This is a genomic window from Neotabrizicola sp. VNH66 (assembly GCF_049445895.1).
Taxonomy (GTDB): domain Bacteria; phylum Pseudomonadota; class Alphaproteobacteria; order Rhodobacterales; family Rhodobacteraceae; genus Pseudogemmobacter.
On sequence record NZ_JBMSDW010000003.1, the window covers coordinates 279,757 to 305,209 of the forward strand.

General features: G+C 68.2%; 25 protein-coding genes. 8 read left to right on the forward strand and 17 right to left on the reverse strand.

Annotated features, from left to right (window positions below; translation table 11 throughout):
• Window positions 1-33: 33 nt before the first annotated feature.
• Both ACO2Q5_RS06110 and ACO2Q5_RS06115 read left to right on the forward strand, forming a co-directional pair.
• Window positions 34-321, forward strand: a complete 288-nt coding sequence (locus tag ACO2Q5_RS06110; protein ID WP_423288965.1) for an SCP2 sterol-binding domain-containing protein — start codon at window positions 34-36, stop codon at window positions 319-321.
• The gene (locus ACO2Q5_RS06115; RefSeq protein ID WP_423288967.1) at window positions 318-1,292 is read left to right on the forward strand and encodes an alpha/beta fold hydrolase; all 975 of its coding nucleotides are present in this window, start codon (window positions 318-320) and stop codon (window positions 1,290-1,292) included. The genes ACO2Q5_RS06110 and ACO2Q5_RS06115 overlap by 4 nt, the downstream gene beginning before the upstream one ends.
• A gap of 4 nt (window positions 1,293-1,296) precedes the next feature.
• Here the strand turns inward: ACO2Q5_RS06115 and ACO2Q5_RS06120 are convergent, their stop codons facing one another.
• The 5 genes from ACO2Q5_RS06120 to cobS all read right to left on the reverse strand — a co-directional run bounded on the left by ACO2Q5_RS06120 (window position 1,297) and on the right by cobS (window position 4,710).
• Window positions 1,297-1,713, reverse strand: a complete 417-nt coding sequence (locus tag ACO2Q5_RS06120) for an META domain-containing protein (protein WP_423288969.1) — start codon at window positions 1,711-1,713, stop codon at window positions 1,297-1,299.
• A 43-nt stretch (window positions 1,714-1,756) separates the two neighbouring features.
• Entirely contained in the window at window positions 1,757-2,221 is a 465-nt protein-coding gene (gene nusB, locus ACO2Q5_RS06125; RefSeq protein WP_423288971.1) for a transcription antitermination factor NusB, read from the reverse strand.
• Window positions 2,218-2,718 (reverse strand): 6,7-dimethyl-8-ribityllumazine synthase, encoded by a 501-nt coding sequence (locus ACO2Q5_RS06130; protein ID WP_423288973.1) that lies wholly within the window; start codon window positions 2,716-2,718, stop codon window positions 2,218-2,220. Before ACO2Q5_RS06130 ends, nusB begins: the two co-directional genes overlap by 4 nt.
• Window positions 2,719-2,723: 5 nt before the next feature.
• Window positions 2,724-3,818: a 3,4-dihydroxy-2-butanone-4-phosphate synthase gene (gene ribB / locus ACO2Q5_RS06135; protein ID WP_423288975.1), complete on the reverse strand. Its 1,095-nt coding sequence runs from the start codon at window positions 3,816-3,818 to the stop codon at window positions 2,724-2,726.
• Window positions 3,819-3,981: 163 nt separating this feature from the next.
• The gene (gene cobS / locus ACO2Q5_RS06140; protein WP_423289256.1) at window positions 3,982-4,710 is read right to left on the reverse strand and encodes an adenosylcobinamide-GDP ribazoletransferase; all 729 of its coding nucleotides are present in this window, start codon (window positions 4,708-4,710) and stop codon (window positions 3,982-3,984) included.
• 83 nt (window positions 4,711-4,793) lie between these two features.
• On the opposite strand from cobS, the gene cobT reads away from it, so the two are divergent.
• Complete coding sequence (gene cobT / locus ACO2Q5_RS06145; protein ID WP_423288977.1) at window positions 4,794-5,792, forward strand: nicotinate-nucleotide--dimethylbenzimidazole phosphoribosyltransferase; 999 nt, start codon at window positions 4,794-4,796, stop codon at window positions 5,790-5,792.
• 21 nt (window positions 5,793-5,813) lie between these two features.
• Here the strand turns inward: cobT and ACO2Q5_RS06150 are convergent, their stop codons facing one another.
• On the reverse strand, window positions 5,814-9,050 hold the full coding sequence (locus tag ACO2Q5_RS06150; protein WP_423288979.1) for a hypothetical protein: 3,237 nt from the start codon (window positions 9,048-9,050) through the stop codon (window positions 5,814-5,816).
• 172 nt (window positions 9,051-9,222) lie between these two features.
• Between ACO2Q5_RS06150 and ACO2Q5_RS06155 the strand changes: the two genes are divergently transcribed.
• From ACO2Q5_RS06155 to ACO2Q5_RS06165, 3 genes are all read left to right on the forward strand, one after another.
• Window positions 9,223-9,966 (forward strand): SIMPL domain-containing protein, encoded by a 744-nt coding sequence (locus ACO2Q5_RS06155; RefSeq protein WP_423288981.1) that lies wholly within the window; start codon window positions 9,223-9,225, stop codon window positions 9,964-9,966.
• An 88-nt stretch (window positions 9,967-10,054) separates the two neighbouring features.
• Window positions 10,055-11,221, forward strand: a complete 1,167-nt coding sequence (locus tag ACO2Q5_RS06160; RefSeq protein ID WP_423288983.1) for a hypothetical protein — start codon at window positions 10,055-10,057, stop codon at window positions 11,219-11,221.
• 1 nt (window position 11,222) lies between these two features.
• Window positions 11,223-12,041, forward strand: a complete 819-nt coding sequence (locus ACO2Q5_RS06165) for a hypothetical protein (RefSeq protein WP_423288985.1) — start codon at window positions 11,223-11,225, stop codon at window positions 12,039-12,041.
• A gap of 18 nt (window positions 12,042-12,059) precedes the next feature.
• Here the strand turns inward: ACO2Q5_RS06165 and ACO2Q5_RS06170 are convergent, their stop codons facing one another.
• Entirely contained in the window at window positions 12,060-13,358 is a 1,299-nt protein-coding gene (locus tag ACO2Q5_RS06170; RefSeq protein WP_423288987.1) for an O-acetylhomoserine aminocarboxypropyltransferase/cysteine synthase family protein, read from the reverse strand.
• 157 nt (window positions 13,359-13,515) lie between these two features.
• Window positions 13,516-13,968, reverse strand: coding sequence for an Lrp/AsnC family transcriptional regulator (locus tag ACO2Q5_RS06175; protein ID WP_423288989.1), 453 nt, complete (start codon window positions 13,966-13,968; stop codon window positions 13,516-13,518).
• 73 nt (window positions 13,969-14,041) lie between these two features.
• Between ACO2Q5_RS06175 and ACO2Q5_RS06180 the strand changes: the two genes are divergently transcribed.
• Window positions 14,042-14,644 carry a LysE family translocator gene (locus tag ACO2Q5_RS06180; RefSeq protein ID WP_423288991.1) on the forward strand — a complete coding sequence of 201 codons (603 nt, stop codon included), beginning with the start codon at window positions 14,042-14,044 and terminating at the stop codon, window positions 14,642-14,644.
• 80 nt (window positions 14,645-14,724) lie between these two features.
• Window positions 14,725-16,125, forward strand: coding sequence for a UDP-N-acetylmuramoyl-L-alanine--D-glutamate ligase (murD, locus tag ACO2Q5_RS06185; protein WP_423288993.1), 1,401 nt, complete (start codon window positions 14,725-14,727; stop codon window positions 16,123-16,125).
• A 154-nt stretch (window positions 16,126-16,279) separates the two neighbouring features.
• Here murD and ACO2Q5_RS06190 read toward each other — a convergent pair whose 3' ends face one another.
• The 9 genes from ACO2Q5_RS06190 to ACO2Q5_RS06230 form a co-directional block, all read right to left on the reverse strand.
• Entirely contained in the window at window positions 16,280-16,723 is a 444-nt protein-coding gene (locus ACO2Q5_RS06190) for a hypothetical protein (protein WP_423288995.1), read from the reverse strand.
• 66 nt (window positions 16,724-16,789) lie between these two features.
• Window positions 16,790-17,875, reverse strand: coding sequence for an endonuclease/exonuclease/phosphatase family protein (locus tag ACO2Q5_RS06195; RefSeq protein ID WP_423288997.1), 1,086 nt, complete (start codon window positions 17,873-17,875; stop codon window positions 16,790-16,792).
• Window positions 17,875-18,588, reverse strand: a complete 714-nt coding sequence (locus tag ACO2Q5_RS06200; protein WP_423288999.1) for a TerB family tellurite resistance protein — start codon at window positions 18,586-18,588, stop codon at window positions 17,875-17,877. Before ACO2Q5_RS06200 ends, ACO2Q5_RS06195 begins: the two co-directional genes overlap by 1 nt.
• 32 nt (window positions 18,589-18,620) lie before the next feature.
• Window positions 18,621-19,106: a GNAT family N-acetyltransferase gene (locus ACO2Q5_RS06205; protein ID WP_423289001.1), complete on the reverse strand. Its 486-nt coding sequence runs from the start codon at window positions 19,104-19,106 to the stop codon at window positions 18,621-18,623.
• On the reverse strand, window positions 19,103-19,714 hold the full coding sequence (locus ACO2Q5_RS06210; RefSeq protein ID WP_423289003.1) for a VOC family protein: 612 nt from the start codon (window positions 19,712-19,714) through the stop codon (window positions 19,103-19,105). Before ACO2Q5_RS06210 ends, ACO2Q5_RS06205 begins: the two co-directional genes overlap by 4 nt.
• Window positions 19,714-21,282, reverse strand: coding sequence for a Ppx/GppA family phosphatase (locus tag ACO2Q5_RS06215; RefSeq protein ID WP_423289005.1), 1,569 nt, complete (start codon window positions 21,280-21,282; stop codon window positions 19,714-19,716). Before ACO2Q5_RS06215 ends, ACO2Q5_RS06210 begins: the two co-directional genes overlap by 1 nt.
• 125 nt (window positions 21,283-21,407) lie before the next feature.
• The gene (locus ACO2Q5_RS06220; RefSeq protein WP_423289007.1) at window positions 21,408-23,597 is read right to left on the reverse strand and encodes an RNA degradosome polyphosphate kinase; all 2,190 of its coding nucleotides are present in this window, start codon (window positions 23,595-23,597) and stop codon (window positions 21,408-21,410) included.
• A gap of 24 nt (window positions 23,598-23,621) precedes the next feature.
• A complete protein-coding gene (locus tag ACO2Q5_RS06225; protein WP_423289009.1) occupies window positions 23,622-24,293 on the reverse strand; it encodes a chromosomal replication initiator DnaA in 672 nt (223 codons plus the stop codon).
• Window positions 24,290-25,426 carry an AI-2E family transporter gene (locus tag ACO2Q5_RS06230; RefSeq protein WP_423289011.1) on the reverse strand — a complete coding sequence of 379 codons (1,137 nt, stop codon included), beginning with the start codon at window positions 25,424-25,426 and terminating at the stop codon, window positions 24,290-24,292. The genes ACO2Q5_RS06225 and ACO2Q5_RS06230 overlap by 4 nt, the downstream gene beginning before the upstream one ends.
• Window positions 25,427-25,453 lie beyond the last annotated feature (27 nt).

Genomic DNA, 25,453 nt, shown 5'->3' on the forward strand with positions numbered 1-25,453 from the left:
GCGGCGGCAAGGTCACGAAAGGGAGACTTGGGGATGAGCGAGATCGTGGACAAGGCTGTCGAGAAGCTGGCGGCAAAACTGTCGGGGGGATTCGACGGCGTGGCAAAGTTTGTGATCAAGGATGAAGGCGCGATCATGCTGGATGCCGGCGGTGTTCGCGCCGGGGATGAAGAGGCGGATGTCACCCTGACCGCCACGGCCGAGACGTTTCAGGCCATTCTCGAAGGCGATATGAACCCGACCATGGCCTTCATGACCGGCAAGCTGTCGGTCGACGGGTCGATGGGGCTGGCGATGAAGCTGGGATCGGCCCTGTCGTGACTGCTGAGGCCGCCCCGTTCCGCGCCGATCTGGCCGATGGGCCTGAAGGCGGCCATGCCGTCTGGTTGCGCGCGTCCGACGGGGTCCGCATCCGTCTGGGCCTGTGGCCGGGCGGGGCGAAGGGGACGGTGGTCCTGCTGCCCGGCCGCACCGAATATGTCGAAAAATACGGGCGGGCGGCAGCAGCACTGCGGCAGCGCGGCTGGTCGGTCCTGACGATCGACTGGCGCGGGCAAGGTCTGGCCGACCGCATCCTGCCCGATCCGATGCTGGGCCATGTCGGGGCCTTCGCAGATTATCAGCTGGATCTGGACGCCGCTTTGCTCTGGTTGCGGCAGGAGGGCGGGGCTGCGGGCTTCTGCGGCCCGCTGATGATGATGGCCCATTCGATGGGCGGGCTGATCGGTCTGCGCGCGCTCTATCGTGATCTGGGCTTCCGCGCCGCGGTGTTTTCGGCACCGATGTGGGGCATCCATATGCCGATCTGGCGGCGCCCCTCGGCGGCGGTTCTGTCGCGGCTGCGGCTGCGGCTGCCGCAGGATCACGGCTATGCGCCCACCACCTCTGGCAAAAGCTATCTGCTGGTCGCCCCGTTCGAGGGCAACCTGCTGACCGGCGATCCGGAGATGTGGGCCTATATGCACCGCCACGCGCTGGCCGAATCCGGCTTCGGGCTGGGCGGCCCCAGTCTGGGCTGGGTGCGCGATGCCCTGCGCGAGGCGCGGGCGCTGTTGCGGATGGCCGCGCCGGACGTGCCCGCCATCGTGGGCCTGGGCGGGCATGAAGGCATTGTCGAGCCGGGTCCGATCCGCCGCCGCATGGCCGCATGGCCCGGGGCAGAGCTGGATTTCTACCCCGAGGCCCGGCATGAACTGCCGATGGAACGCGCCGCGATCCGCGACCGTTTCTTCGACCGCGCGGCCGAGCTTTATGAGCGGACGGCGCCCGCGCAGGCGGTGGCCGCCCGTTGATCCGTCAGGCAGTGCAGGTCAGGCAGACCCCCGCCTTGTCGCCGCGGTCGCGCACCAGTTCGATGCTGCGTCCTTCCGGCCCGGTCAGGACCAGATGATCCTCGCGCAGCTCTGCTCCGGTCATGGAGGACAGCGCCGTCAGAAACTGGTCTTCGGCGGCCATGGCATCGCAGGCCATGCGTGTGGCACCGATGGCATCCAGCTGCAGGGCGGGCAGCGCGGCCTTGCTCTGCCCGAAGTAACGGTTGCAAGGCGCCTTGCCCGCGATCTGGCCGTCGGGGGTAACCGAGAAGGTCGCTTCGGCGGCAAACAACGCGCCGTCCACGGCCAGCACCTGCCATTCGCCTGCGGCAATCTCTTCCGCGTGAAGGGGCAGCGCCAGCAGCGCGCTTATGGCGGCAAGGGTCAGGGTCTTCTTCATTCCGGGGCACTCCTGATGATTCCGGTTGCCCCAGTATGACGCATCAGAAGGCCGCGGGCTTGGCCTCGCGCGCCATATGATCCAGCACCGCGTTCACGAAGCCGGATTCCTTGCCCTCGGGAAAGAAGGCGCGGGCCACATCGACATATTCGGTGATCGCCACCTTGGGTGGCGTGTCCATCTGCGTCAGCTCCGCCCCCGCGGCGCGGAACAGCGCGCGCAGCACCGGGTCGATCCGGCCGATCGGCCATTTCGCCACAAGCGCCCGGTCGGTCATCTGGTCGATCAGCGCCTGCCAGTTGACGGCATGGTCCACCACGGCGCGGAAATGGTCCAGATCGCCCTCGATGAACTCGCCCTCGTCATAGGTGGCGCCGAAGCGATGCACCTCGAACTCCCGGCAGACGGCCTTGATGGTCTGGCCCGAGCTTTCCATCTGAAACAGCGCCTGCACGGCATAAAGCCGGGCCGCCGATTTCATCTGGCGCTTGGTGGGGGCGGTGGTCATGCGCGGAATCCGATTCCCTTTGTCTGGGCGGCCCATTTGCGGGAAAGCGCGATCAGGTGCAAGGCCGCCGCTGCGGCACCGCCGCCCTTGTTCTGGCCGTTCGGGTCGGCGCGGACATCGGCCTGCGGCTTGTTCTCGACCGTCAGGATGCCGTTGCCGATGCAGACGCCCTGCAGACCCAGAAGGGTGATCCCGCGTGAGCTGTCGTTGCAGACAGTGTCGTAATGCGTCGTCTCGCCCCGGATGACGCAGCCGAGGGCCACGAAGCCGTCGTAATCGCCCATGCGCTGCGCGATGCCGATGGCGGTCGGGATTTCCAGCGCGCCGGGCACCTCGACCAGATCGACACTGGCGCCGGCCGCTTCGCCCGTGGCGCGGGCGCCGGCGATCAGATTGTCGGCGATGTCGCGGTAATAGGGGGCCACCACGATCAGAAGCTTCACCGGACGGTCGAAGCTGGGCAGGGGGAGGCTGTAATGCTGTTCCGAGGACGCCATGGGGTTCACTCCGTCAGGGGGCGGGTGCCCGCGATGGTCAGGCCATAGGCGTCAAGGCCGATGACCTTGGGCGCCTTGGAATTGGTGACAAGGGTGATCTGCGACAGGCCGAGCGAGGACAGGATCTGCGCCCCCAGCCCGTATTGCCGCAGCGTCTGTGGCGAATGCTCGCCCGCTTCGACCAGTTTCATCGTGGTGTCGCGCAGAAGGACCACGACGCCGCGGCCCTCGTTGGCGATCAGCTTCATCGCCTTGGGCAGGCTGGCGCAATTGCCGATGCCCAGCACATCTTCCATCGGGTTCAGCGCATGGACGCGGACCAGCACCGGCTCGGGGGTGGTCAGGTCGCCCTTGGACAGCACGACATGCTCGGCGCCCTGCGTCTCGTCGGTATAGACGCGCATCAGCCAGTCGCCGCCATGGATCGAGCTGACGGATTTGACCGCCTTTTCGTTCACCAGATTGTCGTGGCGGCGGCGGTAGGCGATCAGGTCCGAGATGGTGCCGATCTTCAGCCCGTGCTTTTGCGCAAAGCCGATCAGCTCGGGCAGGCGGGCCATGGTGCCGTCTTCGTTCATGATCTCGCAGATCACGCCCGAGGGGTTCAGCCCGGCCAGACGGCTGACATCCACCGCCGCCTCGGTGTGGCCTGCGCGGACAAGGACGCCGCCGTCACGGGCGCGCAGCGGGAAGATATGGCCCGGCGTGGCAATATCCGCGGGCCCGTGGCTCGGGTCGATGGCGACCGAGACGGTGCGCGCGCGGTCCGCGGCCGAGATGCCGGTGGACACGCCCTCGCGCGCCTCGATCGAGACGGTGAAGGCGGTCTCATGCCGCGACGAGTTCTTGGTGCTCATCAGTTGCAGGCCGAGCGCGTCGATCCGGCTGCCCGGCATCGCAAGGCAGATCAGCCCGCGGCCGTGGGTCGCCATGAAATTGATCGCAGAGGGCGTGCACATCTGCGCCGGGATCACGAGGTCGCCCTCGTTCTCGCGGTCCTCATGATCGACGAGGATGAACATGCGCCCGTTGCGGGCGTCTTCGATGATCTCCTCGACCGAGGAGATGGCGTCGGAAAAGTCGGTGCGCGTGTCAGACATGGGCCTAGTCCGGGGTATGGGTCGGGTCACCGATAGCGCGGGTGGGCGGCAAAGGCCAGAGGATTGGGCGCGGGTCTTCTGTGCAGCCGCGCAGGGGGGCGCTGCCCCCCGTCTCCTGACGGAGACTCCCCCCGGGATATTTGGGCCAAGATAAAGGGGCCGGTCAGGCGAGAAGGGGCAGCGCCGCGGCCATGGCGATCTGCTGGCTGGCGCCGAGGATATCGCCGGTCTGGCCGCCGATCCGGCTTTGTGCCACGCGGGCGAGGAGGGTGGTGAGGACAAGGATCGCTGCCGCGGCCACGAGGGCTTTGGTGCCGCAGAGGGCGAGGGCGATCAGAAGCGCCAGCGCGCAGGCGGCCAGCGCGGTTCCCGCCGTGGGGCGGCCGGTTCCCGCAGAGAGGCCGGTGGCCCGGGCCGGGGGCAGGGCGGCCATGACCGCGGCCATCGGCGCGCGGGAGAGTGCGGCGGCGGCGATCAGCGCGGGGGCAGAGGCCGCGGCCAGCGCAGACCATTGCGCCAGCGTGACCAGCATCAGCGCCAGCGCGCCATAGCTGCCGATGCGGCTGTCCTTCATGATCTCCAGCCGTCGGTCGCGGTCGCGCCCGCCGAGAAGCCCGTCGGCGGTATCGGCCAGCCCGTCTTCATGCAGGCCGCCGGTCGTCAGCGCCATGGCGGCTAGCGCGGCGGCGGCGGCGGGGCCCGGACCTGCCCCGGCCCATGCCGCCAGCGCCCCGGCCGCCGCGCCGAACCCGCCGACCAGAGCGCCGACCAGGGCCCAGGCCCAGGCCCCAGCGGCCCCGCGGAACGCATGGGCGGGGACGGGCAGGCGGGTCAGCAGGGAAAGCGCGCTGCACAGATCATCCCGCAGCCGGGCGGCAAGGTCGGTCTTCAGCATGAACGCGTCCTTTCCGGCTGGCTGGTCCCTTTCGGATGGGGTAGCCCCTTGGTCCGACAGGATCAATCGGGATCACCTTCATGACCGGACTTGCCCCCTTCCGTGCCGCCCTTGCTGCCTTGCCCGGCCCCGATGCTGCCGCTGTGGCCGCGGCCCGCGCGCGCGATGCCGTGCTGACGAAGCCGCCCGGTGCGCTTGGCCGGCTTGAGGAGATTGTCCTGTGGCTGGCCGCATGGCAGGGCCGTGCGGTACCGCAGGCCGACCGGGTGCGGATCGCGGTTTTCGCGGGCAATCACGGGGTGGCGGCGCGCGGCGTTTCGGCCTTTCCGGCGGCGGTGACGGCGCAGATGGTGGCGAATTTCACAGCGGGTGGCGCGGCGATCAACCAGCTGGCCCGCAGCTTCGGGGCCGAGATGCAGGTGGTGCCGCTGGATCTGGACCAGCCCACGGCGGATTTCACCGAAAGCCCCGCGATGAGTGCGGCAGAACTGGCCGCCGCGCTGCAGGCCGGATGGGATGCGGTCGATCCCGGGCTGGACCTCTTCATCGCGGGTGAGATGGGCATCGGCAACACCACGGTGGCGGCGGCGCTGGCGGCGGCCTTGTTCGGCGGCACCGGCTGGGCGGGGCGCGGAACCGGGGTGGATGATGCCGGGCTGGCCCGGAAAGAGGCGGCAGTGGCCGCGGGGCTGGCCGCCCATGCCGGGCATCTGGACGACCCGCTGGAGGTGTTGCGCCGTCTGGGCGGGCGCGAGGTGGCGGCGATGACCGGAGCCATCCTGCATGCGCGGATGCTGCGGGTGCCGGTTCTTCTGGACGGGTTCATCGCCTGTGCGGCGGCGGCGGTCTTGCATCGGGCGATGCCGGGCGCGCTGGATCATTGCATGGCCGCCCATGTGGGGGCCGAAGGCGCGCATCGCCGCCTGCTGGCCGCGCTGGACAAGGCGCCGCTTCTGGATCTGGGCCTGCGGCTGGGGGAGGGGTCGGGCGCCGGGGTCGCGCTTGGGCTGGTGAAGGCGGCGGTCGCCTGCCATGCGGGCATGGCGACCTTTGCCGAGGCCGGGGTCTCCGGCGCCTGAGCGGGGCGCGGTTGCGCCGGATCAGCCCTTCGGCATCTCCAGCGCGAGCAGGCGGCCGCCCTTCTGATAGCGGACTTCGGTCTGGGTGATCGCCTCGATCCGGCCGCCGTCGATCTTCTCGCCGACCTTGACCTTCTTGTAACGGCCATTGGCCTGCCGGATCAGCGCATAGCGGTTGGACGGCGTGCCGTAGATGCCGATCAGGTTGATCTTCGACAGGTTGATCGCGTTCTTGTAGGTGGCCTGCTTGGCCACGCTGGCCTTGGTCGGGATCTTCGGCGCGGCGGCCACGACCTCCGGCTCGTCGATCTCGTCATGTTCCTCGGGCTTCACCTCGGGCGCCTTGGCCGTCTTCTTGGCGGCGGGGGCGGGCTCCGGCTCTGGCACGGGGTCCGGCGCGCGGACGGCGGCGGCCACGGCGGCCTCGACCGCGCGGGAGAAATCCTTGGGCTTCGTCGCCGGGCGGCGCGAAATGGTCAGAAGCGAAGGGTTCGCCGCATCTTCTGCGGTCACCGAAGGCACCGCGGCAGAGGCCAGTTGCACCTCTGCCTCTCCAGAGGCCAGTGACGCGGCAGCCGTGTCGGACCGGGCCCGCTCACCGGCGGCCAGAATGATCTCTGGGCGCGCGCGTGGCTTCAGGCTGGCAAAATCAACCACCGCTTCGGGTTGCAGGGCGGCATCATCGTCGGCCGTGGCCGGGACCAACCCCTCGGGACGGACCCGCGGGCGGCGGTCGGCGAGTTCGGGATTCGGCTGCGCCTCGGGTCCGGTGGCGGCGACAGGCACGGCCTCGACCACGGCACCGGCGGGGGCCGCTCCGGGGGCCACGGGCGCGGCTTCCACGGCAGCCGCGGCTTCTGCGGCGGCACGGGAGGTCGTTGCGGCCTCTTCCGCGGCGGCACTGCGCGCCGGGGGCACCCGGACGGGCTTGCCCGCCCAGATCGTATAGCCATCGGGGCTGGGAATGCCCTCGGCCATCGGCACGATCAGCCCGTTCGCGTCGAACTGGTAAACCATACCATAGGGCGGCGGAGGCATCGGCGCGTCCGGCGACTGTTCCTCGGCCCCCTGCGGGGCGGGCAGCGACAGTGCGTCGAAGGCCGGCGGCGGCGCATCGGCCGCGGACAGGAAAATCTCATCCTCGGAATCGGCCAAAGCGACAGCGGTGGGGCTGTCGCTTGTCATGGCCGTTTCAGGAGCGGGCTCAACCCTGGGCTCCGGCGCGGCTCCGGCGGCAAGGGTCGGGTCCTCGGCGGCTTGTTCTGCAGGCGGCTCATCGCCCGCGGCCAGCGTATTGTCCCCGTCCGGAGCGGCAAGTTCCGCCTCGTCGCCCGTCACGCCATCGGCCAGTGCCTCGGGGTCCTGTCCGTCGGCCAGAAGTTCCGCATCCACCGTGCTGCCGCCGTCCAGCGCGGCCACGGCGACGGCCGGGTCCTGATCCCCGCGTGAGGCAAGGAAGAACGATGACCAGGCCGCGACCAGCGCAAGACAGATCAGCAGGATCGCGGTCAGGATCAGCCCCAGATAGCGCGGCTTGCCCCGCTGCAGGCCGGGTCCGGTGAAGGGCGATTTGCCAAGGCTGCGCGCCGCCTCTTCAGCCGTCATGGCCGGGGCAGCCGCCCCGGCACCGGCCGGGCGGGCTGCGGACGGGGTTGCGGTGACCTTGGCCTTTGGCTTGGCCTTGCCGGGCGGCGGCACCGATGTGCCAGGCCCCTTGGCCGCGGGCTTTGTCGCGGTCACGGGGGGGCGGGCGGCAAGGGGCTGCGGCGGGCGCGGCACGGGCGGCAGATCTTCGATCGGCTTGCCACGGGCATTGCGGGCCAGCGTGGCCGCATCGGGCCGGGTTACCGGGGGCAGCGGCGGGGCCTTGCCTGCGGCGGCCGGGCTGGCCGGGGCCGCGGCATCGCTGCGGCGGCTGGCAAGGGCGGCCATCACCGCATTGGACGGTGCCGGCGGCAGGTCGTCCTCTTCGGGATCGGCGGCCAAGGGCGAGGGGCGGCGCAGTGCCGGTGCGGGCGGCAGATCGTCTTCTTCGGGGAAGGCCGAACTATCGGGCACATGGGCAAAGGGCGCCTCGTCCGGCTCCGGCTCCACTTCCGGCTGATGCGGCGGCTGGGGGCGCGGGCTGCTGAAAGAGGGGGCCGCAGCAGCGGCCGGTGCGACGGGGGGCGTGACCGCCGGGGGGGCGGGCATCCGCGTCGGTTCGACCGAAGAGACCGACAGGGCGGGTTTCGGGGCCGGTTGCGGGACCGGTGCCGCGGGTATGGGTTCAGCCGCAGCAGCGGGTGCCGGGCCAGCGTTGCCGCCCAGAGGCGCCGGTTCGGCAAAGCGGAATTCGGCCTGCGGGCGGGGCGCGGATTCGGGTGCATTGGGCGCAGATTCCGCCGCCACCGGAGCAGGCGCCACGGGCTCGGCTGCCGCGGGTTCTGCAATCACAGGTTCGGCCGGCACAGGATCAGCGGGCGCGGTTTCGGTGGCCGGGGGCGCCACCGGCTTGGCCGGGGCAGGCGGTGGCGCGGCAGGCTCTGCCGCAACCGGCGGCGGGGCTGCGGGCAGGACGGCGGGCTCCGGCGCAGCCATGGCGGCCTTTGGCGCGGGCGGCGGTTCTTGCGGCGGCGGTGGCGGGGCCACGGCAGGCGCTGCCTGCGGCTCTGGCATAGGCTCAGGCTCGGCCAGCCGTTCAGGTTCCGGCACCGGCTCGGGCTCCGGCTGGCGGCGGGCGCGGGGGGGCTCGGCGGCATTCACCGGCATGCTGTCGCGCTCGACGGTCAGATCCGCGGCGGCGGCCGTGGGGCCGAACCACGGCTCGCCCGCGAAACCATCCTCCTCGGGGGCCGCGACAAAGCTGACCGGGTTGAACCGGTGCTGCACGGCAAAGCCCTCGGCCTCGGCCAGCGTCTCGCGCGCGACGGCGGCGACCAGAACCGAAGCCCCGTCGCCCGACCAGTCGAAGACGATCTCATCGGCGCGATAGGGCGTCCGCCCTTCCAGCGCCTCGGCGATCTCGGCCCGTTTCGCCTCGTCGGTGGTGCCCGTCACCTGAACCGCAGTGTAAAGCACCTGCGCATTCGGGATGACCAGCTTGGTCGAGAATCCGCCCGGTTCCAGCCCGAGGGCGGTCTTGCGCAGATAATCCAGCGCCTCCTCCAGATCGGGGCTGTCGAAGGGCGTCTCGCCGACCTTGAGCCAGCCCTTCGCCGTCCGGTGCAGGAGCGCGATGCTGGTGTCGGTGAAGTTCAGGGCGAAATTCGGTTTCATGCCTAGGGTCTAGCACAGCAAGGCAGGGCGCGGGAACGCGCCCCGGAGGGTGCAGACTGTCTATAGCAGCTTTCCGCCGAAAGAAAGAAAAACACCCGTGAGCGCCAAGGAACCCGCAACGGCCTGCGTTACAGAGGGGCAATTGCAGGCAGATCGAACAAAGGAGAGATCCATGCGCAAGCTTCCCCAGGCCCTTCGGGCGCTTCCCGTGGCCGCGCTGATGGCAGCGGCCCTGTCCACCGCGACGATGACCGCGGTCCGGCCGGCGATGGCGCAGACCGCGGGCCAGACCCAGACGGCCACGATCACCGTCACGGGTGAGGCGATGGTTTTCCGGTCCCCGGACATGGCCACCGTGACCATCGGCGTCACCACCGTCGAGGCGACGGCGGCCGAGGCGCTGGCCGGGAATTCGGTGGCGATGCAGGCGGTGATCGACCGGCTGAAGGCGGCTGGCGTCGCTGCCAAGGACATCCAGACCAGCAATCTGTCGGTGAACCCGAACTGGTCGGGCTATGATTCCTCGTCCTCGGGGCAGACGATTTCAGGCTATACGGCGTCGAACTTTGTCACCGTCGACATTCTGGCGCTGGAGGGCTTGGGCGCGGTGCTGGATGCCGCGGTGGCCGATGGCGCCAATACGCTGAACGGCGTCAGCTTCGGTCTGGCCGATCCGCGCCCCGCGCTGGATGAGGCGCGCGTGGCCGCCGTGGCCGATGCCCGCACCAAGGCAGAGCTTCTGGCCAATGCCGCCGGGGTGAAGCTGGGGGCCATCGTCTCGATCAGCGAAGGCGGCGGCTATGGCACGCCGGTCCCGCTCTACAAGGCCGACTCGGCCGGAGCGGTGCCGGTGCAGGCGGGTGAGGTCAGCTACAATGCGGGCGTCACCGTCACCTGGGCGCTGGCCACCGAATAAGCACCGCGAAGCTTTCCCGCTTCCGGCGCGTTTTCGCCGTATTTGAACCGCAGAACCCCCGGAGGCCATACGCTTTCGGGGGTTTTTCATGGTTCGCGGTCCGGTCAGCCTGGTGATCGTCGGCGTCCTTGCGCTTTTTGTGTTCCTGCTGGTCAGCCTTGGGCCGCGGGCCTTTGAAAATGTGCTGCCCGCGCGGGCCATCGCCTTTCTGGAGACGATGGGCGATCCGCAGATGCTGATGGACCGCGGCTATGCGACCCGGGGCGAAGAGGGGCGCGCCCCGCTGGACTATCTGCGCGACAGTTCGGATGGCTGGAAGGTTTCAGGCCCGATTGCCGGGCTTGCAGGGGGCGGGGCGGCCTTTGTCGGGGATGTGGTCGCTGACTATTCCGCCCGTGTGCGCGATGCCGAGACCGGGCCGCTGACCGTGCTGGCACCGCTGGCGGGCTGCCTGCCCACGCCGCCTTCGGCCGGGGCGGCCTTTGCCCATGTGGGACAGCGTGGCGATACCGGTATGACGCTGGCGCTGGCCACCTATAACGACGCCGATCTGGCCCAGGCGGTGCAGGTCCTGGTCAATGTCGCGCGCGATCATGGCGGCCGGCACCGGCCCTCGGCCGCGGGGCTGGGGTATCAGTCCTTTGACGTGGCCGTGACCGAAACCGCTGCCCCGGTCTATCTGGTGGTCGAGGCGGGCTATGGCCGGCAGATCGTGAACCTGCATCTTTCCCCCGGCGCAAGGCTGGAGCGGGTGGTCCTGCTGGGCGGCGATCAGATGGGCGTGGCCAACCTGCCCGCCGACGTTCCGGTCGAGGTCCTGCGCGGGGCGGAGCTTCAGGCCTGCGGCCTCTTGCCCTTCTATCCGCTGAACCCCGGGCATCTCTATTATCAATCCGTCGCCAATGGCGCGATCCGCCCCGACGACGTGGCCGCGAAAGAGGCGCAGTTCGCCGCACAGGTCGCCGCGTGGGACGGCTGGTTTCGGTCAGCCTTCGGCTATGGCGCGGGTGAAACACTGGCCGGTGGCTGGCTGGCGGCCACGGCCGCAGTCGCCGGTCCGCTGCCTGCCACACCCGAGGCGCGGGCGGTCTTTGCCCCGGTGAAGGGTGCCCCCGTCAGCCTGACGCAGGACCAATATCTGGAAACCCCGGCGATGGACCGTGCCGGGCAGGGCTTTGCCGCGCGGGTGGAGGCCATTGCCGCGGCCTTCGCCTGGGGGGATCTGAAGAACCTGACGTTGGAAGGGGGCATGTAACATGCTGGTGCGGATCGTTCTTTTCCTTGGTCTTGCGTTGGTCGTCTTTGCGGGCGGGGCCGCGGGCTGGCAATATTGGCAGACCCATCGCGGCACGCCGACCGCCACGGCGCCCGCGCCGGAGGTCCGCGCCGGACCCTTTGCCGCAATGGCGGGTGCGCCCGCCCCGCAGGATGCCGCGGTGCCCGAACAGGACTGGCTGATCTCGCCCGGTGGCGGACTGGTCGAACAGGCCGAGGCCGCGGGCTTTCTGAAACAGGACCGCTTTGTCGAGGGGAGAGAGGTGCAGATCGTGCTGCGCCTGCCGCTGACCACGCTGCTGGCCGCGGGCGAGCGGCTGCCGGATGCGGTCTTTGCGGGGGTGTTCGCCGATATCCGCGCGCCTATTCTGGCGCTGGACCTCTGCCGCCCGCTGCTGGCGGACTGGGCCTCGGGCTGCCGGGTGATTCTGGCCCGGGCGGTGAAAGACAGTTTCGACCCGGCCACCGGCACGGCGGAATTCCGGTTCCGGCTGGCCTTCACGCAGAAACCCGGCCCGCTGCCGCTGCCCGATCTGGCCACGGTGATCCATCACGCGGATTGGGTGAACCCCGATGCGACGGGACCGGACCTTGCCGCTGCGACTCCGCAAGAGGCGCTGACCGCGCTGGTTGCCGCCGCCGGTCAGGTCTGCGCCGAGAGCGAGGCGGCCGGGCGACCCTGCCGCCTGCAATCCCTGTCGCTGAGCTGGGAGGGGCCGGGGGCCTCCTCCTCCTCGGTGCGGTTCGGCTGGTTGGCTGCCATGCCAAAAGGGATGTTCCCCGCCCCGCCGCTGTTCTGACGGCGGGGCGCGAAGTCCTTAGCGGGACTGTCCGGTCGCCGCCGTCAGCGCCTGATCCAGATCGGCGATGATATCGGCCACATCCTCGATCCCGATGGAGACGCGCACCACATTCGGCGCCGCGCCCGCGGCGATCTGCTGCTCTTCGCTCAGCTGCCGGTGCGTGGTCGAGGCAGAGTGGATCACAAGGCTGCGCGTATCGCCCAGATTGGCGACATGGCTGAACAGCTTCAGATTGTTGATCAGGCTGACGCAGGTGTCATAGCCGCCCTTCAGCGCGAAGGTGAACAGCGCACCCGCCCCCTTGGGCAAAAGCGCCTCGGCCCGGCGATGCCAGGGCGAGGATTTCAGCCCGGCATAGGTGACATACTCCACCCGCGGATCCTGCTCCAGCCAGTCGGCCACGATCTGGGCGTTCTTCACATGCCGTTCCATCCGCAGGCCCAGCGTCTCGACGCCCATCAGCGTGTAATGCGCGCCCTGCGGGTTCATCGTCATGCCCAGATCGCGCAAGCCCACGGCGATGGAATGGAACGTATAGGCCATGGCCCCAAGCGCGGGGTGGAAGGCCAGGCCGTGATAGGCGGGCTCCGGCTGCGACAGGCTGGGGAATTTGTCGTTCTGCGACCAGTCGAACTTGCCCGAATCGACCACGATGCCACCGGTGACGGTGCCGTTCCCGGTCAGGTATTTGGTGGCCGAATGCACGACCAGCGTGGCCCCCATCTCGATGGGCCGGGCCAGCCAGGGCGTGGCGGTGGTGTTGTCCACGATCAGCGGAATGCCCTTCAGGTTGGCAATGCGTGCCAGCGCGGGGATATCGCTGATATAGCCGCCCGGATTGGCGATGGTTTCACAGAAGATTGCGCGGGTGTCGTCGTCCACCGCCGCCTCGACCGCGGCCAGATCGTCGGTGTCGACGAATTTGGCCGACCAGCCGAAGCGTTTGATGGTCTGGCTGAACTGGGTGATCGTGCCGCCGTAAAGCCGGGTCGAGGCCACGATGTTGCGGCCCGGCCCCATCAGCGGAAACAGCGCCATGATCTGCGCGGCATGGCCAGAGGAGCAGGCGATCCCGCCCGCCGCCCCTTCCAGCGCGGCCACCCGATTGGCCAGAGCCGCAACCGTCGGGTTCGTCAGCCGCGAATAGATGTAGCCCACTTCCTGCAGATTGAAGAGCCGCGCGGCATGGTCGGCATCTTTGAACTGATAGGCGGTGGTCTGGTAGATCGGCGTCTGGATCGCGCCGGTGGCGGGGTCGGGCGCGGTGCCGGCGTGAATGGCCAGCGTGTCAAAGCCCTGCGGTCTGTCGGTCATATCGTTCCTCCCGGATTGCGGGCGAAGTTTAGGCGGCGACCTGCGGCCCGGCAATGGGCGGCAGTGGAACGGGATATCCGAAATTTTCAACTTGAAGATGCGGGAGTTTCATCGCGGACCGGCGGCGGGGAATTCCGTTCCCGCCGGATGTGCCGGTTCAGCCGCGGTCATCCTTGGGGCTGCCCATCACGACATGGGTGACCACGGTCTGCACCTGCGGCAGCACGCCCAGAATATCGGTGTGCCAATGCTTGTAGCTGGCCAGATCGGCGGTTTCGACCCGGAGGAGGTATTCGACGTTGCCAGTGATGTTGTGGCATTCCCGGACCTGCGGCGCGCGGGACACGGCACGCTCGAACGCCTCCTGCGCAGCTTTGGTGTGGGTGTTCAGGCCAACGGTCACATAGGCGACAAAGCCGGTGCCGGTCTTTTCCCCGTCCAGCACCGCGCGATAGCCCTTGATGATGCCCGCCCGCTCCATCTCCTGCACACGGCGCAGGCAGGCACTGGGCGACAGGCCCACCCGCTCGGCCAGAGCAAGATTGGTCAGGCGACCGTCGCGCAAAAGCTCTCGCAATATCCGGCTGTTTGTGGCGTCAATATCGGTCATTTGTTGTGTATAGTGCGATCAGGCGATGCAGATTGCAATCATTCACCGCGAATTGCAGCGCAAAGATTGCGCCATGACATGGGATCTGTACCTTGCCCTGCTCGGCTTTGCCTTCGTGACCACGGTGACACCGGGGCCGAACAATATGATGCTGCTGGCCTCTGGGGTGAACTTCGGGTTCCGCCGCACGCTGCCGCATATGCTGGGGATCAGCCTTGGCATGGGGGTGCTGGTCAGCGCCACCGGCCTGGGCGTCGCCGGGCTGTTCCGCGCCTGGCCGCCGGCGCTGACGCTGCTGAAGGTGGCCTCGGTCGCCTATATGCTCTGGCTGGCGTGGAAGATTGCCCGCGCAGGCGCCCCCGGCAGCGGGCGGGTCGGCGCGCGGCCGATGACGCTGCTGCAGGCGGCGGCATTCCAATGGGTCAACCCCAAGGCCTGGGCCATGAGCCTGGGCGCGGTGACGGCCTATGTCGCCCAACCTTCGGCCGCGGCCTATCTGGCGGTGGCGGCGGGGTTCATGGCGGTCGGGCTGCCGTCGATTTCGGTCTGGGCGGCGGCGGGGCAGGGGCTGCGCCGCTGGCTGGAGCATCCCGTCCGGCTGCGCCTCTTCAACGGGGCAATGGCGGTGGTGCTGGTCCTGTCGCTGTGGCCGGTGGTGACGATGCAGATGCCGTAAGGGGGCAGATGCCGTAAGGGGCCTTCCGCTTTGCGCCCGCGTCTCCTATGGCTTGGGCAAAGGCGGCAAAGGGGGCGGCGATGATCCCGGTTCGGGGCTATCAGGGGCAGAGGGTGGCGGTTCTGGGCTTGGGCCGGTCGGGTCTGGCCACGGCGCAGGCGCTGGAGGCGGGCGGCGCGGAGCCCCTGTTGTGGGACGACAGCCCCGAGGCGCGCGCCAAGGCCGAGGCCGAAGGCTTTGTCCTGACCGATCTGACCCGCAATGCCGCGCTGGAAGGGGTGGCCTGCCTCGTCACCTCGCCGGGGATACCGCATCTTTACCCGAAACCCCATCCGGTGATCGCCCGCGCGCTGGAGGCGGGCGTGCCGGTGGACAATGACATCGGCCTGTTCTTCCAAAGCTGGGCCGGTCCGGCCTGGGATGATTTCGAAACCATGCCCAAAGTGGTGGCGGTGACCGGATCGAACGGCAAATCCACCACGACCGCGCTGATCCACCATATCCTGCAAGAGGCCGGGCGCCCGACGCAGATGGCGGGCAACATCGGCAAGGGCGTGTTGTCGATCGACCCGGCGCAGGATGGCGAGGTGGTGGTGCTGGAACTGTCCAGCTACCAGACCGATCTTGCCCGCGCGCTGACGCCCGATGTGGCGGTCTTCACCAATCTCTCGCCCGATCATCTGGACCGGCATAACGGCATGGGCGGCTATTTCGCGGCCAAGCGCCGGCTGTTCGCCGAGGGCGGGCCGGACCGTGCGGTCGTGGGGGTGGATGAGACGGAAGGCCGGTATCTGGCCAACCAGCTGGGGCAGGGGCCGGGGGATGACCGGGTGATCCGGATTTCCTCGGGGACGAAGCTGGAGGGGTTCGGCTGGTCGGTCTTCGCGCGCAAAGGGTTTCTGGCGGAATGGCGCAAGGGACGGCAGGTGGCCAGCATCGACCTGCGCGGGATTGCCGGGCTGCCGGGCGCGCATAACCATCAGAACGCCTGCGCGGCCTATGCGGCGACGCGGGCGCTTGGCCTGGCGCCCAAGCTGATCGAAGAGGCCCTGCACAGCTTTGCCGGGCTGCCGCACCGCAGCCAGCTGCTGCGCGAGATTGGTGGCGTGAAATTCATCAATGATTCCAAGGCGACCAATGTGGACAGTGCCGCCAAGGCGCTGCAGGCTTTCCCGAAGATCCGCTGGATCGCGGGCGGCATGGGCAAGGACGGCGGCATCGCCGCACTGGAGCCTTTGCTGGGCCCGGTGGTGAAGGCCTATCTGATCGGCCATTCCGCGCGGGACTTCGCGCTGCAGATCGGCCAGACCCCGCATGTGATTGCCGAGACGATGGAGGCGGCGGTGGCGCAGGCCGCGGCAGAAGCCGAGCCGGGTGAGGTGGTACTGCTGGCCCCCGCCGCGGCGAGTTTCGACCAATATCCGAATTTCGAGAAGCGGGGCGAGCATTTCGCCGCGCTGGTGGCGGCGCTGCCGGGCTGAGGCGCAGTGCTTTCCGCAGGCTGACCTCGCGGAGCGGCCCCGAGGGCCGCATGCCATGTCCCGGCGCAGGCCCCTGGCCTGCACCGGCGAGAGGGGGGGCGCTGCCCCCCGGCTTCGCCGCCCCCCGGGATATTTTAGCCAAGATGAAGGTGGATTACAGTTCGATTTCGGCGCCGGGGGCGGGTTTTTCCAGCGGGGCGGGCACCAGCGGCGTCTTGCGGCGGATCAGGATATCGCCGTTGGGCAGGATTTCCGGCGGGTTGTAGTTTTCGATATCGCCCATCAGCCGGGCCACCTCGCGCAGTTGCGGGCCCCATTCCTCGATCAGGGGGCGGAACTCTTCCAGCGTCCGGCCCATCTCGTCGAGCGCGGGTTCCATCTCCTGCATGAGGCCGCGGAAGAGGAGTTTCGCCCCCTCTTCCATCAGCGAGAAGCCTTCATCGGGGGATTCTGCTGCGGCCGGGGGATCGGTCTGGGCGCCAAGCACAGACGGCGGCGCGGCCAGTGCCAGCGCGGCCAGAACCGGCGCGGGTCGCAGGAGCAGGGATTTCAGGCGCATGGGGCGGGTATTAGCGGGGCGCATGTTTGCGGCGGGCATGAATCCTCCGGTCCGGCACTGCAAAGCACTGCCCCCAATATGGGGCGGCCCCGGCACGCGCGCAATTCAGCCGGGCGGAACGGGCGGGGTCCTGCCGGGCGGCGCCTCCAGCGGAATGTCGATGGTGACCGGGAAATGGTCCGACGCCTGCAGCAGCGCCTCGCGCAGTTCGGGGACGGCGGTGACCATGGGATCGTTGAACGGGTGCCAGATCCGCCATTCCGGCTGGCGGGCGGCGATGCCGGGCGAGACCATGACGAAATCGAGGAGCGCTTCGAAATAGCGTTTCTTCGGCGCAAGGTAGAACCGTGCGGTGGTGGGGGCAAAGCCGATCCGCGCGTTCAGGGCCATCTGGGCATGCGGGTCACAGAGCCGCAGCGCGGGCGGCGCCCCTTCGCCCAGCACGATCTCGATCCCGGATTTCCCGAACAATTTTTCGAATTCGTCCAGACCGGGGCCGTCATTGAAATCGCCCATCACCACAAGGCTTTCGCCGCGGCTCAGGTGTTCCTCGACCCGCTGGCGCAGCCAGATGCATTGCGCCAGCTGCTTTCTGCGGTTCTCGATCGAGACGCGCATGGCGCTGGCCTCGTCGGTGGCGCCATGGGGGTTCTTGGATTTGGCATGGACGCCGATCACCCGCAGGCGGTGGCCGCCCGGCGTGCGCAGGACCAGTTCCAAGGGCGGTTTGGAAAAGCGGATCGTGTCGGGCGCGTGGTCGGCGTCAAGATCGTAGCGGAAGGTGCCGTCGAAGCGGGGGGCCAGCCGGCTGCCCTTCTTGCCGGTGGGGTCGCCGCGGGGATCATGGCGGACGGACAGGCGGGCGGGATCGTAGAGGAAGGCGATTTCCTGTTCGGTTTCCGAGGAGAAGCCGTGGATCGCCCGGCTTGTCCGGAGCCCGTATTTCGCGGCGAATGTCTCCAGCGCGCGCACGGTGGAGCGGCGGGAATTGGTGTCGGGCCCTTCGACGATCATGATGCCGTCGGCATCGAGCGCGGTGAAGACGATGCCAAGCGCGCCCGTCTGTCCGGCGCGGGTGATGTGATAGCGGGAGGAGGGGGCGCCGTCTTCCCAGAGCCGCCCCTGATCGTCGAACAGGGCGTTGAACCATTCGACATTATAGGTGGCCAGCCGCAGCACGTTGTCGCGCATCAGGCGGCCTTCCGGTCGGCGATGTCCTTCCAGGCGGCGTTGATGGCGATGAGCCGGCGTTCGGCCAGTTTCACCGCCTCGGGCGGGACGCCGCGGGCGATCATCGCATCGGGATGGGTGTCGCGTACCAGAACGCGCCATGCGCGGCGCGCTTCTTCGACCGAGGCGGTGCGGGGGATGCCCAGCACGTCATAGGGGTCGCGCGGCGCGCCTTCGACCAGCCGGGCGCGGACGGCGCGGAAGCAGCCTTCGTCCAGCCCGAAGATCTCGGCCACATGGGCCAGAAAGACATCTTCGCCGGGATGATAGCTGCCATCGGCCAGCGCGATCTGGAACAAAGCCTCCAGCACATCGACCAGAACATGGTGGTCGTCGGCGCAGAGGCGGCGGCCTTCGGGGTTGAACAGGCGGGCGATCTTGCGGGCATAGGCGTCGAAGCCCGCCACATCCTGCCGGGCCAGATTGAAGACGCGGGCGGCATGCTCTTCCTCGCCCTCGGGAAAGGTGAAGATGCGGCGGAACGAGGTCACCTCGTCACGGGTCACCTCGCCATCGGCCTTGGCCATCTTGGCGCCCAGCGACAGCACGGCGATGGTGAAGCCGATGGTCCGTTCAGGGGCCGCGGCACCGCGCAAAATGTCGAAAACCGCGGAAAGCGGCTCTCCCTTGGCAAGGGCGGCGAGGGCGTCGGCGATGCGGGTCCAGATCGACATGACCGGATCATAGCCGCGCCGCAGCGGAAATGTCAGAGCAATTTCCCGAGAAGCCACAAATCCATGTGACGTCCGAACTTGAACCCGGCCTGCGGCAGCGTGCCGTAAAGCGTATAGCCCACGGCTTCGTGGAAGGCGCGCCCCTCGGTGTTCTCGCCCGAGACTGCCCCGATCATCAGCCGGTGTCCGGCCAGACGGGCGTGATCCTCGACCGCTGCCATCAGGGCGCGGCCATGGCCGTGGCCGCGGGCGCCGGGGTTCAGGATCACTGTATGTTCCATCGTATGGGCATAGCCGGGGCCGCCGCGGAATTGTCCGTAGGTGGCAAAACCCAGAAGGCCGCCCTCCTTCTCGGCCAGAACGAAGGCCTGTCCGCCAGCCTGCCGGGCAAAGATCATCGCCGCAATGTCATCGGCGGATTTCGGCACCGGATTGAAGGTGATGGCGGTGCCGGTGATCCACGGATTCCAGAGCGAGGCCAGTGCCGGGGCGTCAGAGGGATTGGCGTCCCGGATCATTCAAGGCTCCTTCTGCCATGCGGCGTGTCGAATTCGGCGCGCATCGCCTTGTGCGGGCCTTCGGTGAGGGTGACGCGCGGATCGCCGAACCGGCCCGCCAGCGCGGCGCGCAGGGCAGGGGTTTCGGGATGCGCGATTTCAAGCCGGTGCAGCCGCAGGCCGGTGTCGGGGAGGAGGGGCGCGGGATGCGGCCCGTCCCAGCGGATCAGCGCCGGAAAGGCACCGTCGAACGGCAGGCGCCCGTCGGCCGGAATGCCCATGCGCCAGCGGAAATCGCCGCGCGCGACCGGGGTTTCCACCCCCGCACCAGCGGGCGAGGCGGCGAGTTCCGCGCCGATATCCTCGCAGGCCGCGACCCAGTTGGTGATCCGCGGCGGGCCGGAGAAGCGGTCAAGGTCGAACCAGCGCGGTCGCCCGGGGGGCGGGGCGGCAGGGTCGATGGCGATGACTTCCAGATACAGATCGCCCATGCCCATCAGCCGGTTGTGCGTGCCCATCAGAGGATGCGCGCCACCGCCTGCCATCGGCAGGCCAAGCGCCGCCTCAACAGCGGCCACACCTTCGGCCAGCGTGGCAGCCGCCACGGCGAAATGGTCGAATACCAGCATCAGCCCGCCTCGGCGGCAAGGGCGATCCGGGTCTGCGCCTTCAGGGCCACGGCCAGCGCGGCAAAGCGCGCCTGTGCCACCTCTCCGAACAGGCCCGCGCCTTCCTCGGACAGTTCCAGCCCCAGAACGCGCTTTTTCGGCATCCAGACCAGCCGCCCCGCCCGGGCCGGATCGCCGACCGAGAACATCGCGCCAAAGCGCATGGCCTTGCCCAGAACCTCGGCCTGCTGGATGTCGGCATCCGACAGCAGACGGAACAGCGGTTCCATCCGGTTGCCGGAGCGGCTGTTCTTGTAGCGGTGCAGCAGCGCCAGCCCCAGAAAGACGCGGCCGGTATGGTCCAGCCCGCCCAGATTGGCGCGGGTGGCATTGTCGAAACAGGCCTCGGCCCGGTAGTCGGGATGGGCCCGCCATGTGCTGTCATGCAGAAGACAGGCGGCCTTGATCAGCCGAAGCCGCTGTTCACCCGCATCGCGGAACAAAGGCTGCAGGAATTCGAACAGCTTCTTGCCGAAGCCCGGCATCCGGGCCTGGGTGCGTTCGGTCATCCGGGCCGCTTCGATCAGCGGGTCCCGCTCGCGCAGCTTTTCGGGCATCTGTTCATAGAGCAGCCCCTCACGGATGCCATAGGCAGAAACGTCGATCTCTTTCGGCTTCAGCACGGCGATCAGCTCGCGCAGCACCTCGCAGGCGATGGGGACCAGTTCCATCCGCTCGGCCCCGGTGCCGGTGCGGGCCCGCAGGATCGCCAGATCCGAGGCCGCGATCCAGTCCAGCGTGTCCAGAAGGCCCTGCGGCGTCATGCGGTATTCGTGTAGCACCAGAAGGGGATAGTTCCGCCGCTCCATGTCCAGCCGGGCGATGACGCGCCAGCTGCCTCCGACCAGATAGATCCGTTCCCCGGTGGATTTCAGCTTTGACTGGGCGTCCTTCAGGATGCGGTCGATGTGATCCTTGCGCCGTTTCGGCCCGCCTTCCAGCTGTTGCAGGCGGAAGGGGCCAAGCGGGGTCGAGACACGCTTGCCCACCTGCCCGTCGCCGATCCGCGCCAGTTCCATGGAATTGCCGCCGATGTCGCAGACCAGCCCCTTGGCATCGGGCCAGCCCAGAAGGACACCCTGCGCCGACAGCCGCGCCTCTTCGTCGCCGTCGATCACATGCAGCCTGAGGCCGGTCTCGCGGAACACCTCTTCCTGGAATTCCGGTCCGTCCAGCGCCTCACGCGTGGCGGCGGTGGCGACCACGGTGAACGGGTCCACCTGCATCCCCTTGGCCAGAAGCGCGAAACGGCGCAGCGCGGACAAAGCACGCTTGCGGCCTTCGGGGTTCAGGCGGCCGGTCTCGGCCAGCCCCTTGCCCAGCCCGCACATGATCTTTTCATTGTAGAAATAGGCCGGGCTGCGCGCTGCACCGTCAAAGACCACCATCCGGACCGAGTTCGAGCCCACATCCACCACGCCGACCCGGCTGAGCGCGCGGGTCGAATCGTCCTGAAACAGACGGCGGCCAAAGGGCTCCCAGTCGTCTTCGCCATGGGACGTGAGGGCGGAGGGTCCGTCGATGGCCATGAGGCGATTCCCGTGAGTTGCGCGCCATGATTGCCATGCTGCGGCGCTGGGTCAACCGCCTGCATCGCAGCATCTTTCGCGCTGCAAAAAATTCCGTTGCCGAATCAACAGGATCAGCGAGGCATTCAGCCCCGCGCCACCTGCTCATCACGGGCGGGGGCCAGCCGGGGGGCATCCTTTGCCCCAGCCGTGCCGCGGCCAGACAGCGAGGGGTTCTCCATGAAGAAGCGGTGGCAGCTGAAGGGCACGTGGTCCTGCGGCAGGGTGCGGCGATAGCTGCCGTCGGGCATCAGCACCCAGCTTTGCGCCTCATCCGCCAGGTTGGCGGCCATGATCTGGCTGAGGATCTGGCTTTTCACCGTGGGGTTCATCGCCTCGATCAGCGTCTCGACCCGGCGGTTCAGGTTGCGCCCCATCCAGTCGGCCGAGGACAGAAACACCCGCGCGCCCTGCGCCGGCAGGCCGTGGCCCGCGCCGAAACAGACGATGCGCGAGTGTTCCAGAAACCGGCCCACGATGGATTTCACCCGGATGTTCTCGGACAGGCCGCGGATACCGGGGCGCAGGCCGCAGATGCCGCGGATGACAAGGCTGATCTTCACCCCGGCGCCGCTGGCCGCATAAAGCGCATCAATCACCTGCGGGTCGATCAGGCTGTTCATCTTGGCCCAGATCTCCGCCGGGCGTCCGGCGCGGGCATGGTCCGCCTCGGCCGCGATCAGGTCCAGAAGCCGCGGCTTCAGGCTGATCGGCGAAATCGCCAGATTCTCCAGCCCCTGCGGCTGCACATAGCCCGACAGGTAGTTGAACACCTTGGTCGCATCGCGCCCAAGGGCCGCATCGCAGGTGAACAGGCTGAGGTCGGTGTAGATCCGCGCGGTGATCGGGTGATAGTTCCCGGTGCCGAAATGGGTATAGGTGACCAGACTGTCGCCTTCGCGCCGGACGACGGTGGAAATCTTCGCATGGGTCTTCAGGTTCATGAAACCATAGACGACATGGGCGCCTGCACGTTCCAGACGGCGGGACTGCCTAATGTTCGCCGCCTCGTCGAAGCGGGCTTTCAGCTCCACCAGTGCGGTGACGGATTTGCCCGCCTCGGCCGCCTCGCACAAAGCGCTGACGACCGGGCTGTCCCAGCTGGTGCGGTAAAGCGTCTGCTTGATCGCCAGAACGTTCGGATCGCGCGCCGCCTGTTCCAGAAAGCGCACCACCATGTCGAAGGTCTCATAGGGGTGGTGCAGCAGCATGTCCTTCTGGCGGATCGCCGCGAACATGTCGCCTTCGTGGTCCTGGACCCGTTCCGGCACCCGCGGCTTGAACGGCGGCCACAGAAGATCGGGGCGTGAGGGCAGGACCAGCGCCTTCAGATCGGCCATGCCCAGCAGGCCGCGGACCTCGACCACCTCCTCCTCGGCGACGTGCAGCTCTTCCATGATCAATGCGCGCAGTTCCGGCGGTGCCCCGGCCGACATCTTCAGCCGGATCACCTCGCCCCGGCGGCGGCGTTTCAGCGCCGTCTCGAATTCGCGCACAAGGTCTTCGGCCTCTTCCTCGACTTCCAGATCGCTGTCGCGCAGCACCCGGAAGGTGCAATGGCCGCGGTCGGCATAGCCGGGGAACAGCATGTCCAGATGCAGAAGCAACAGCTCTTCCAGCGGCAGAAAACGGTCTTCGCCTTCCTTGCAGGGCAGTTTCACGAAACGGGCAATCTGCTGCGGAATCGGCAGCAGCGCCTTCAGCGGGCGGCGGTCGGTGATCCGCTCCAGCTCCAGCGCCAGAGAAAACCCGGTGTTGGGGATGAAGGGGAAGGGGTGGGCCGGGTCGATCGCAAGCGGCGACAGCACCGGAAAGACATTGGACAGGAAGTAATCCTCAAGGAATTTCAGGTCGCGCGCGGTCAGCTTGGACCGGGTCAGAAGCACGATCCCCGCATCTTCCATTGCGGCCCGCAGCTTCTTGAACTTGATCTGCTGCGCCTGCATCAGCCGCCGCGCATCGGCGTGGATCATCCGCAACTGCTCGGCTGGTCTGCGCCCGTCTTCGGAAGGCGTGCTGTTGCCGGTGCGCACCAGCGCCCGCAGCCCGGCCACCCGGACGGTGTAGAATTCATCCAGATTGGTGGCCGAGATCGACAGGAAACGCAGCCGCTCCAGCAGGGGAACGGCGGGGTTCGCGGCCTCTTCCAGCACGCGCCAGTTGAAGGCCAGCCAGCTGAGCTCACGGTTGAAAAACCGTTCAGGGCCAGAGGTTTCCTCCTCAGGCAGAGAGAGGGGGACGGCGAAGGGGGATTTCAGGAAATCGGTCTGGGTCATCTGGGGTGCAATCGGGGAAACAGGTCAATCGTCCGGGGTGTCATGAAGGATTTCGGCAGCAAGACGCAGGCCGACCGTGCGGCCTTCGGCCAAAGCGCGGGCGTCCAGCTCTGCCACCACGGCGCGCGCGGCGCCGATGGACCGCGGCATCCGCGTCAGAAGATAGGAGATCAGCCCCGGCGGCGGCGCGATCTGGCGGTCCGAGAACAGCTTGGTCAGGACGCCGTGCAGAAGCGTGTCATCCGGTGCCTCCAGCCGGGTCAGGGGCGCGGCCTGCATCCGCGACAACAGATCGGGCAGTCCCAGACCCCAGTCGCGCGGCGGGGTGGCGGCCGTCACCAGCAGCCGCCCCGCGGGCAGCAGCAGGTTGTGCAGGTGGAAGAGCGCCCGCTCTGCCGCCGGTTCGCCCGCGATGCGGTCTGCATCCTCGACCGCGACGGCGCCATGGCGCGCCAGCCGGTCGGGATCATCCAGCGCGGTGGCCGAAACCACGGTCGCACCGCTGTCCGCGGCCCAGATCCGTGCCAGATGGGTCTTGCCCGCACCCGAAGGCCCGGCCAGCACCATCTTGCCGCCCGGCCAGCCCTGCCAGCCGTCCAGCGCCGCCAGCGCCAGCCGGTTGGCCGGTGTGACGATCAGCCCCGCGCGGGTGAAATTCTCCAGCGGCGGCAGGTCAAGGATCAGCTGCCGGCTCACCCGCGGTCCCCTTCGGCCGGGGGCAGGGGCGTCATCGGGACCGAGACCACCGTCTGCGCAGGTCTCTGTGCAGGCACCTGTCCGCCCTGTCCGGTAAACAGCAGGCTGGTCTGATACCGCTCAACCGCGAAACGCACGACCACTCCGATCACCGCAGCCACCGGCACGGCGACCAGCATCCCCACAAACCCGAAGAGCGAGCCGAAGACCGAAAGCGCCAGCAGCAGCCAGACCGGATGCAGGCCGACCGATTTGCCCACCAGCTTCGGCGTCAGCACATTGCCTTCCAGAAACTGGCCAAGCGCGAAGATGGCGGCGACGATGCCGATGGACAGCCAGTCCCCCCAGAACTGGAACAGCGCAAGGCCGATGGCCAGTGCGCCGCCGACCAGCGCGCCGACATAGGGAATGAAGGTGATCGCGCCTGCGATGGCGCCGACGATCAGCCCGAACTGCAGCCCCGCGATCATCAGCGCGACGGCATAATAGGTGCCAAGGACAAGACAGACCATGACCTGCCCGCGCAGGAAACCCGCCAGCACTGTATCCACCTCACGCGCAAGGCGGCGCACGACGGGGGCATGGTCGCGCGGCAAAAGCGCATCGACCCGGCTCACCATCGGGTCCCAGTCCAGAAGCATGTAGAAGGCCACCACCGGCACCACCAGCAGGAAGACCACCATGGAGACGATCCCCATGGCCGAGCTGAGGAGGCCATTCGCCAGCTCTCCGCCGCGTTCCTGGATGGCCTTGCCGATCGAGGACAGCGTCTGACGCATGGTGGAGGTGGAATCCGCCAGCTGCGGGAACTGATCCATCAGGAAGCTTTCCAGCCGCTTCACGATATCGGGCGCGGCATTCACCAGCGCGGCCAGCTGATTGACCAGCGTGGGGATGATCGAGAGGACCAGAAGGATCATCAGCAGAACCGCGGCAAGGCCGATCACCACGGTGGCGCCGGTGCGCGACAGGCCCGCGCGTTCCAGCCGGTCGGCCACCGGATCAAGGAAATAGGCCATGGCTCCGCCCACGACGAAGGGCAGCAGGACATTGCCCATCAGCCACAGGAGCAGCATCAGGATCAGGGCGGCAAGGCCCCAGTATTTCACCTGATCGCGGATCGGCAGCGCCATCTTGTCATCCTTCCGGCCAGAGGCCCG

Excerpts from the sequence above, each read along its gene's own strand:
- ACO2Q5_RS06110 (WP_423288965.1), top strand. The coding sequence starts at position 34 with ATGAGCGAGATCGTGGACAAGGCTGTCGAGAAGCTGGCGGCAAAACTG.
- ACO2Q5_RS06120 (WP_423288969.1), bottom strand. The coding sequence starts at position 1,713 with ATGAAGAAGACCCTGACCCTTGCCGCCATAAGCGCGCTGCTGGCGCTG.
- nusB (WP_423288971.1), bottom strand. The coding sequence starts at position 2,221 with ATGACCACCGCCCCCACCAAGCGCCAGATGAAATCGGCGGCCCGGCTT.
- ACO2Q5_RS06130 (WP_423288973.1), bottom strand. The coding sequence starts at position 2,718 with ATGGCGTCCTCGGAACAGCATTACAGCCTCCCCCTGCCCAGCTTCGAC.
- ribB (WP_423288975.1), bottom strand. The coding sequence starts at position 3,818 with ATGTCTGACACGCGCACCGACTTTTCCGACGCCATCTCCTCGGTCGAG.
- cobT (WP_423288977.1), top strand. The coding sequence starts at position 4,794 with ATGACCGGACTTGCCCCCTTCCGTGCCGCCCTTGCTGCCTTGCCCGGC.
- ACO2Q5_RS06150 (WP_423288979.1), bottom strand. The coding sequence starts at position 9,050 with ATGAAACCGAATTTCGCCCTGAACTTCACCGACACCAGCATCGCGCTC.
- ACO2Q5_RS06155 (WP_423288981.1), top strand. The coding sequence starts at position 9,223 with ATGCGCAAGCTTCCCCAGGCCCTTCGGGCGCTTCCCGTGGCCGCGCTG.
- ACO2Q5_RS06160 (WP_423288983.1), top strand. The coding sequence starts at position 10,055 with ATGGTTCGCGGTCCGGTCAGCCTGGTGATCGTCGGCGTCCTTGCGCTT.
- ACO2Q5_RS06165 (WP_423288985.1), top strand. The coding sequence starts at position 11,223 with ATGCTGGTGCGGATCGTTCTTTTCCTTGGTCTTGCGTTGGTCGTCTTT.
- ACO2Q5_RS06170 (WP_423288987.1), bottom strand. The coding sequence starts at position 13,358 with ATGACCGACAGACCGCAGGGCTTTGACACGCTGGCCATTCACGCCGGC.
- ACO2Q5_RS06175 (WP_423288989.1), bottom strand. The coding sequence starts at position 13,968 with ATGACCGATATTGACGCCACAAACAGCCGGATATTGCGAGAGCTTTTG.
- ACO2Q5_RS06180 (WP_423288991.1), top strand. The coding sequence starts at position 14,042 with ATGACATGGGATCTGTACCTTGCCCTGCTCGGCTTTGCCTTCGTGACC.
- murD (WP_423288993.1), top strand. The coding sequence starts at position 14,725 with ATGATCCCGGTTCGGGGCTATCAGGGGCAGAGGGTGGCGGTTCTGGGC.
- ACO2Q5_RS06190 (WP_423288995.1), bottom strand. The coding sequence starts at position 16,723 with ATGCCCGCCGCAAACATGCGCCCCGCTAATACCCGCCCCATGCGCCTG.
- ACO2Q5_RS06195 (WP_423288997.1), bottom strand. The coding sequence starts at position 17,875 with ATGCGCGACAACGTGCTGCGGCTGGCCACCTATAATGTCGAATGGTTC.
- ACO2Q5_RS06200 (WP_423288999.1), bottom strand. The coding sequence starts at position 18,588 with ATGTCGATCTGGACCCGCATCGCCGACGCCCTCGCCGCCCTTGCCAAG.
- ACO2Q5_RS06205 (WP_423289001.1), bottom strand. The coding sequence starts at position 19,106 with ATGATCCGGGACGCCAATCCCTCTGACGCCCCGGCACTGGCCTCGCTC.
- ACO2Q5_RS06210 (WP_423289003.1), bottom strand. The coding sequence starts at position 19,714 with ATGCTGGTATTCGACCATTTCGCCGTGGCGGCTGCCACGCTGGCCGAA.
- ACO2Q5_RS06215 (WP_423289005.1), bottom strand. The coding sequence starts at position 21,282 with ATGGCCATCGACGGACCCTCCGCCCTCACGTCCCATGGCGAAGACGAC.
- ACO2Q5_RS06220 (WP_423289007.1), bottom strand. The coding sequence starts at position 23,597 with ATGACCCAGACCGATTTCCTGAAATCCCCCTTCGCCGTCCCCCTCTCT.
- ACO2Q5_RS06230 (WP_423289011.1), bottom strand. The coding sequence starts at position 25,426 with ATGGCGCTGCCGATCCGCGATCAGGTGAAATACTGGGGCCTTGCCGCC.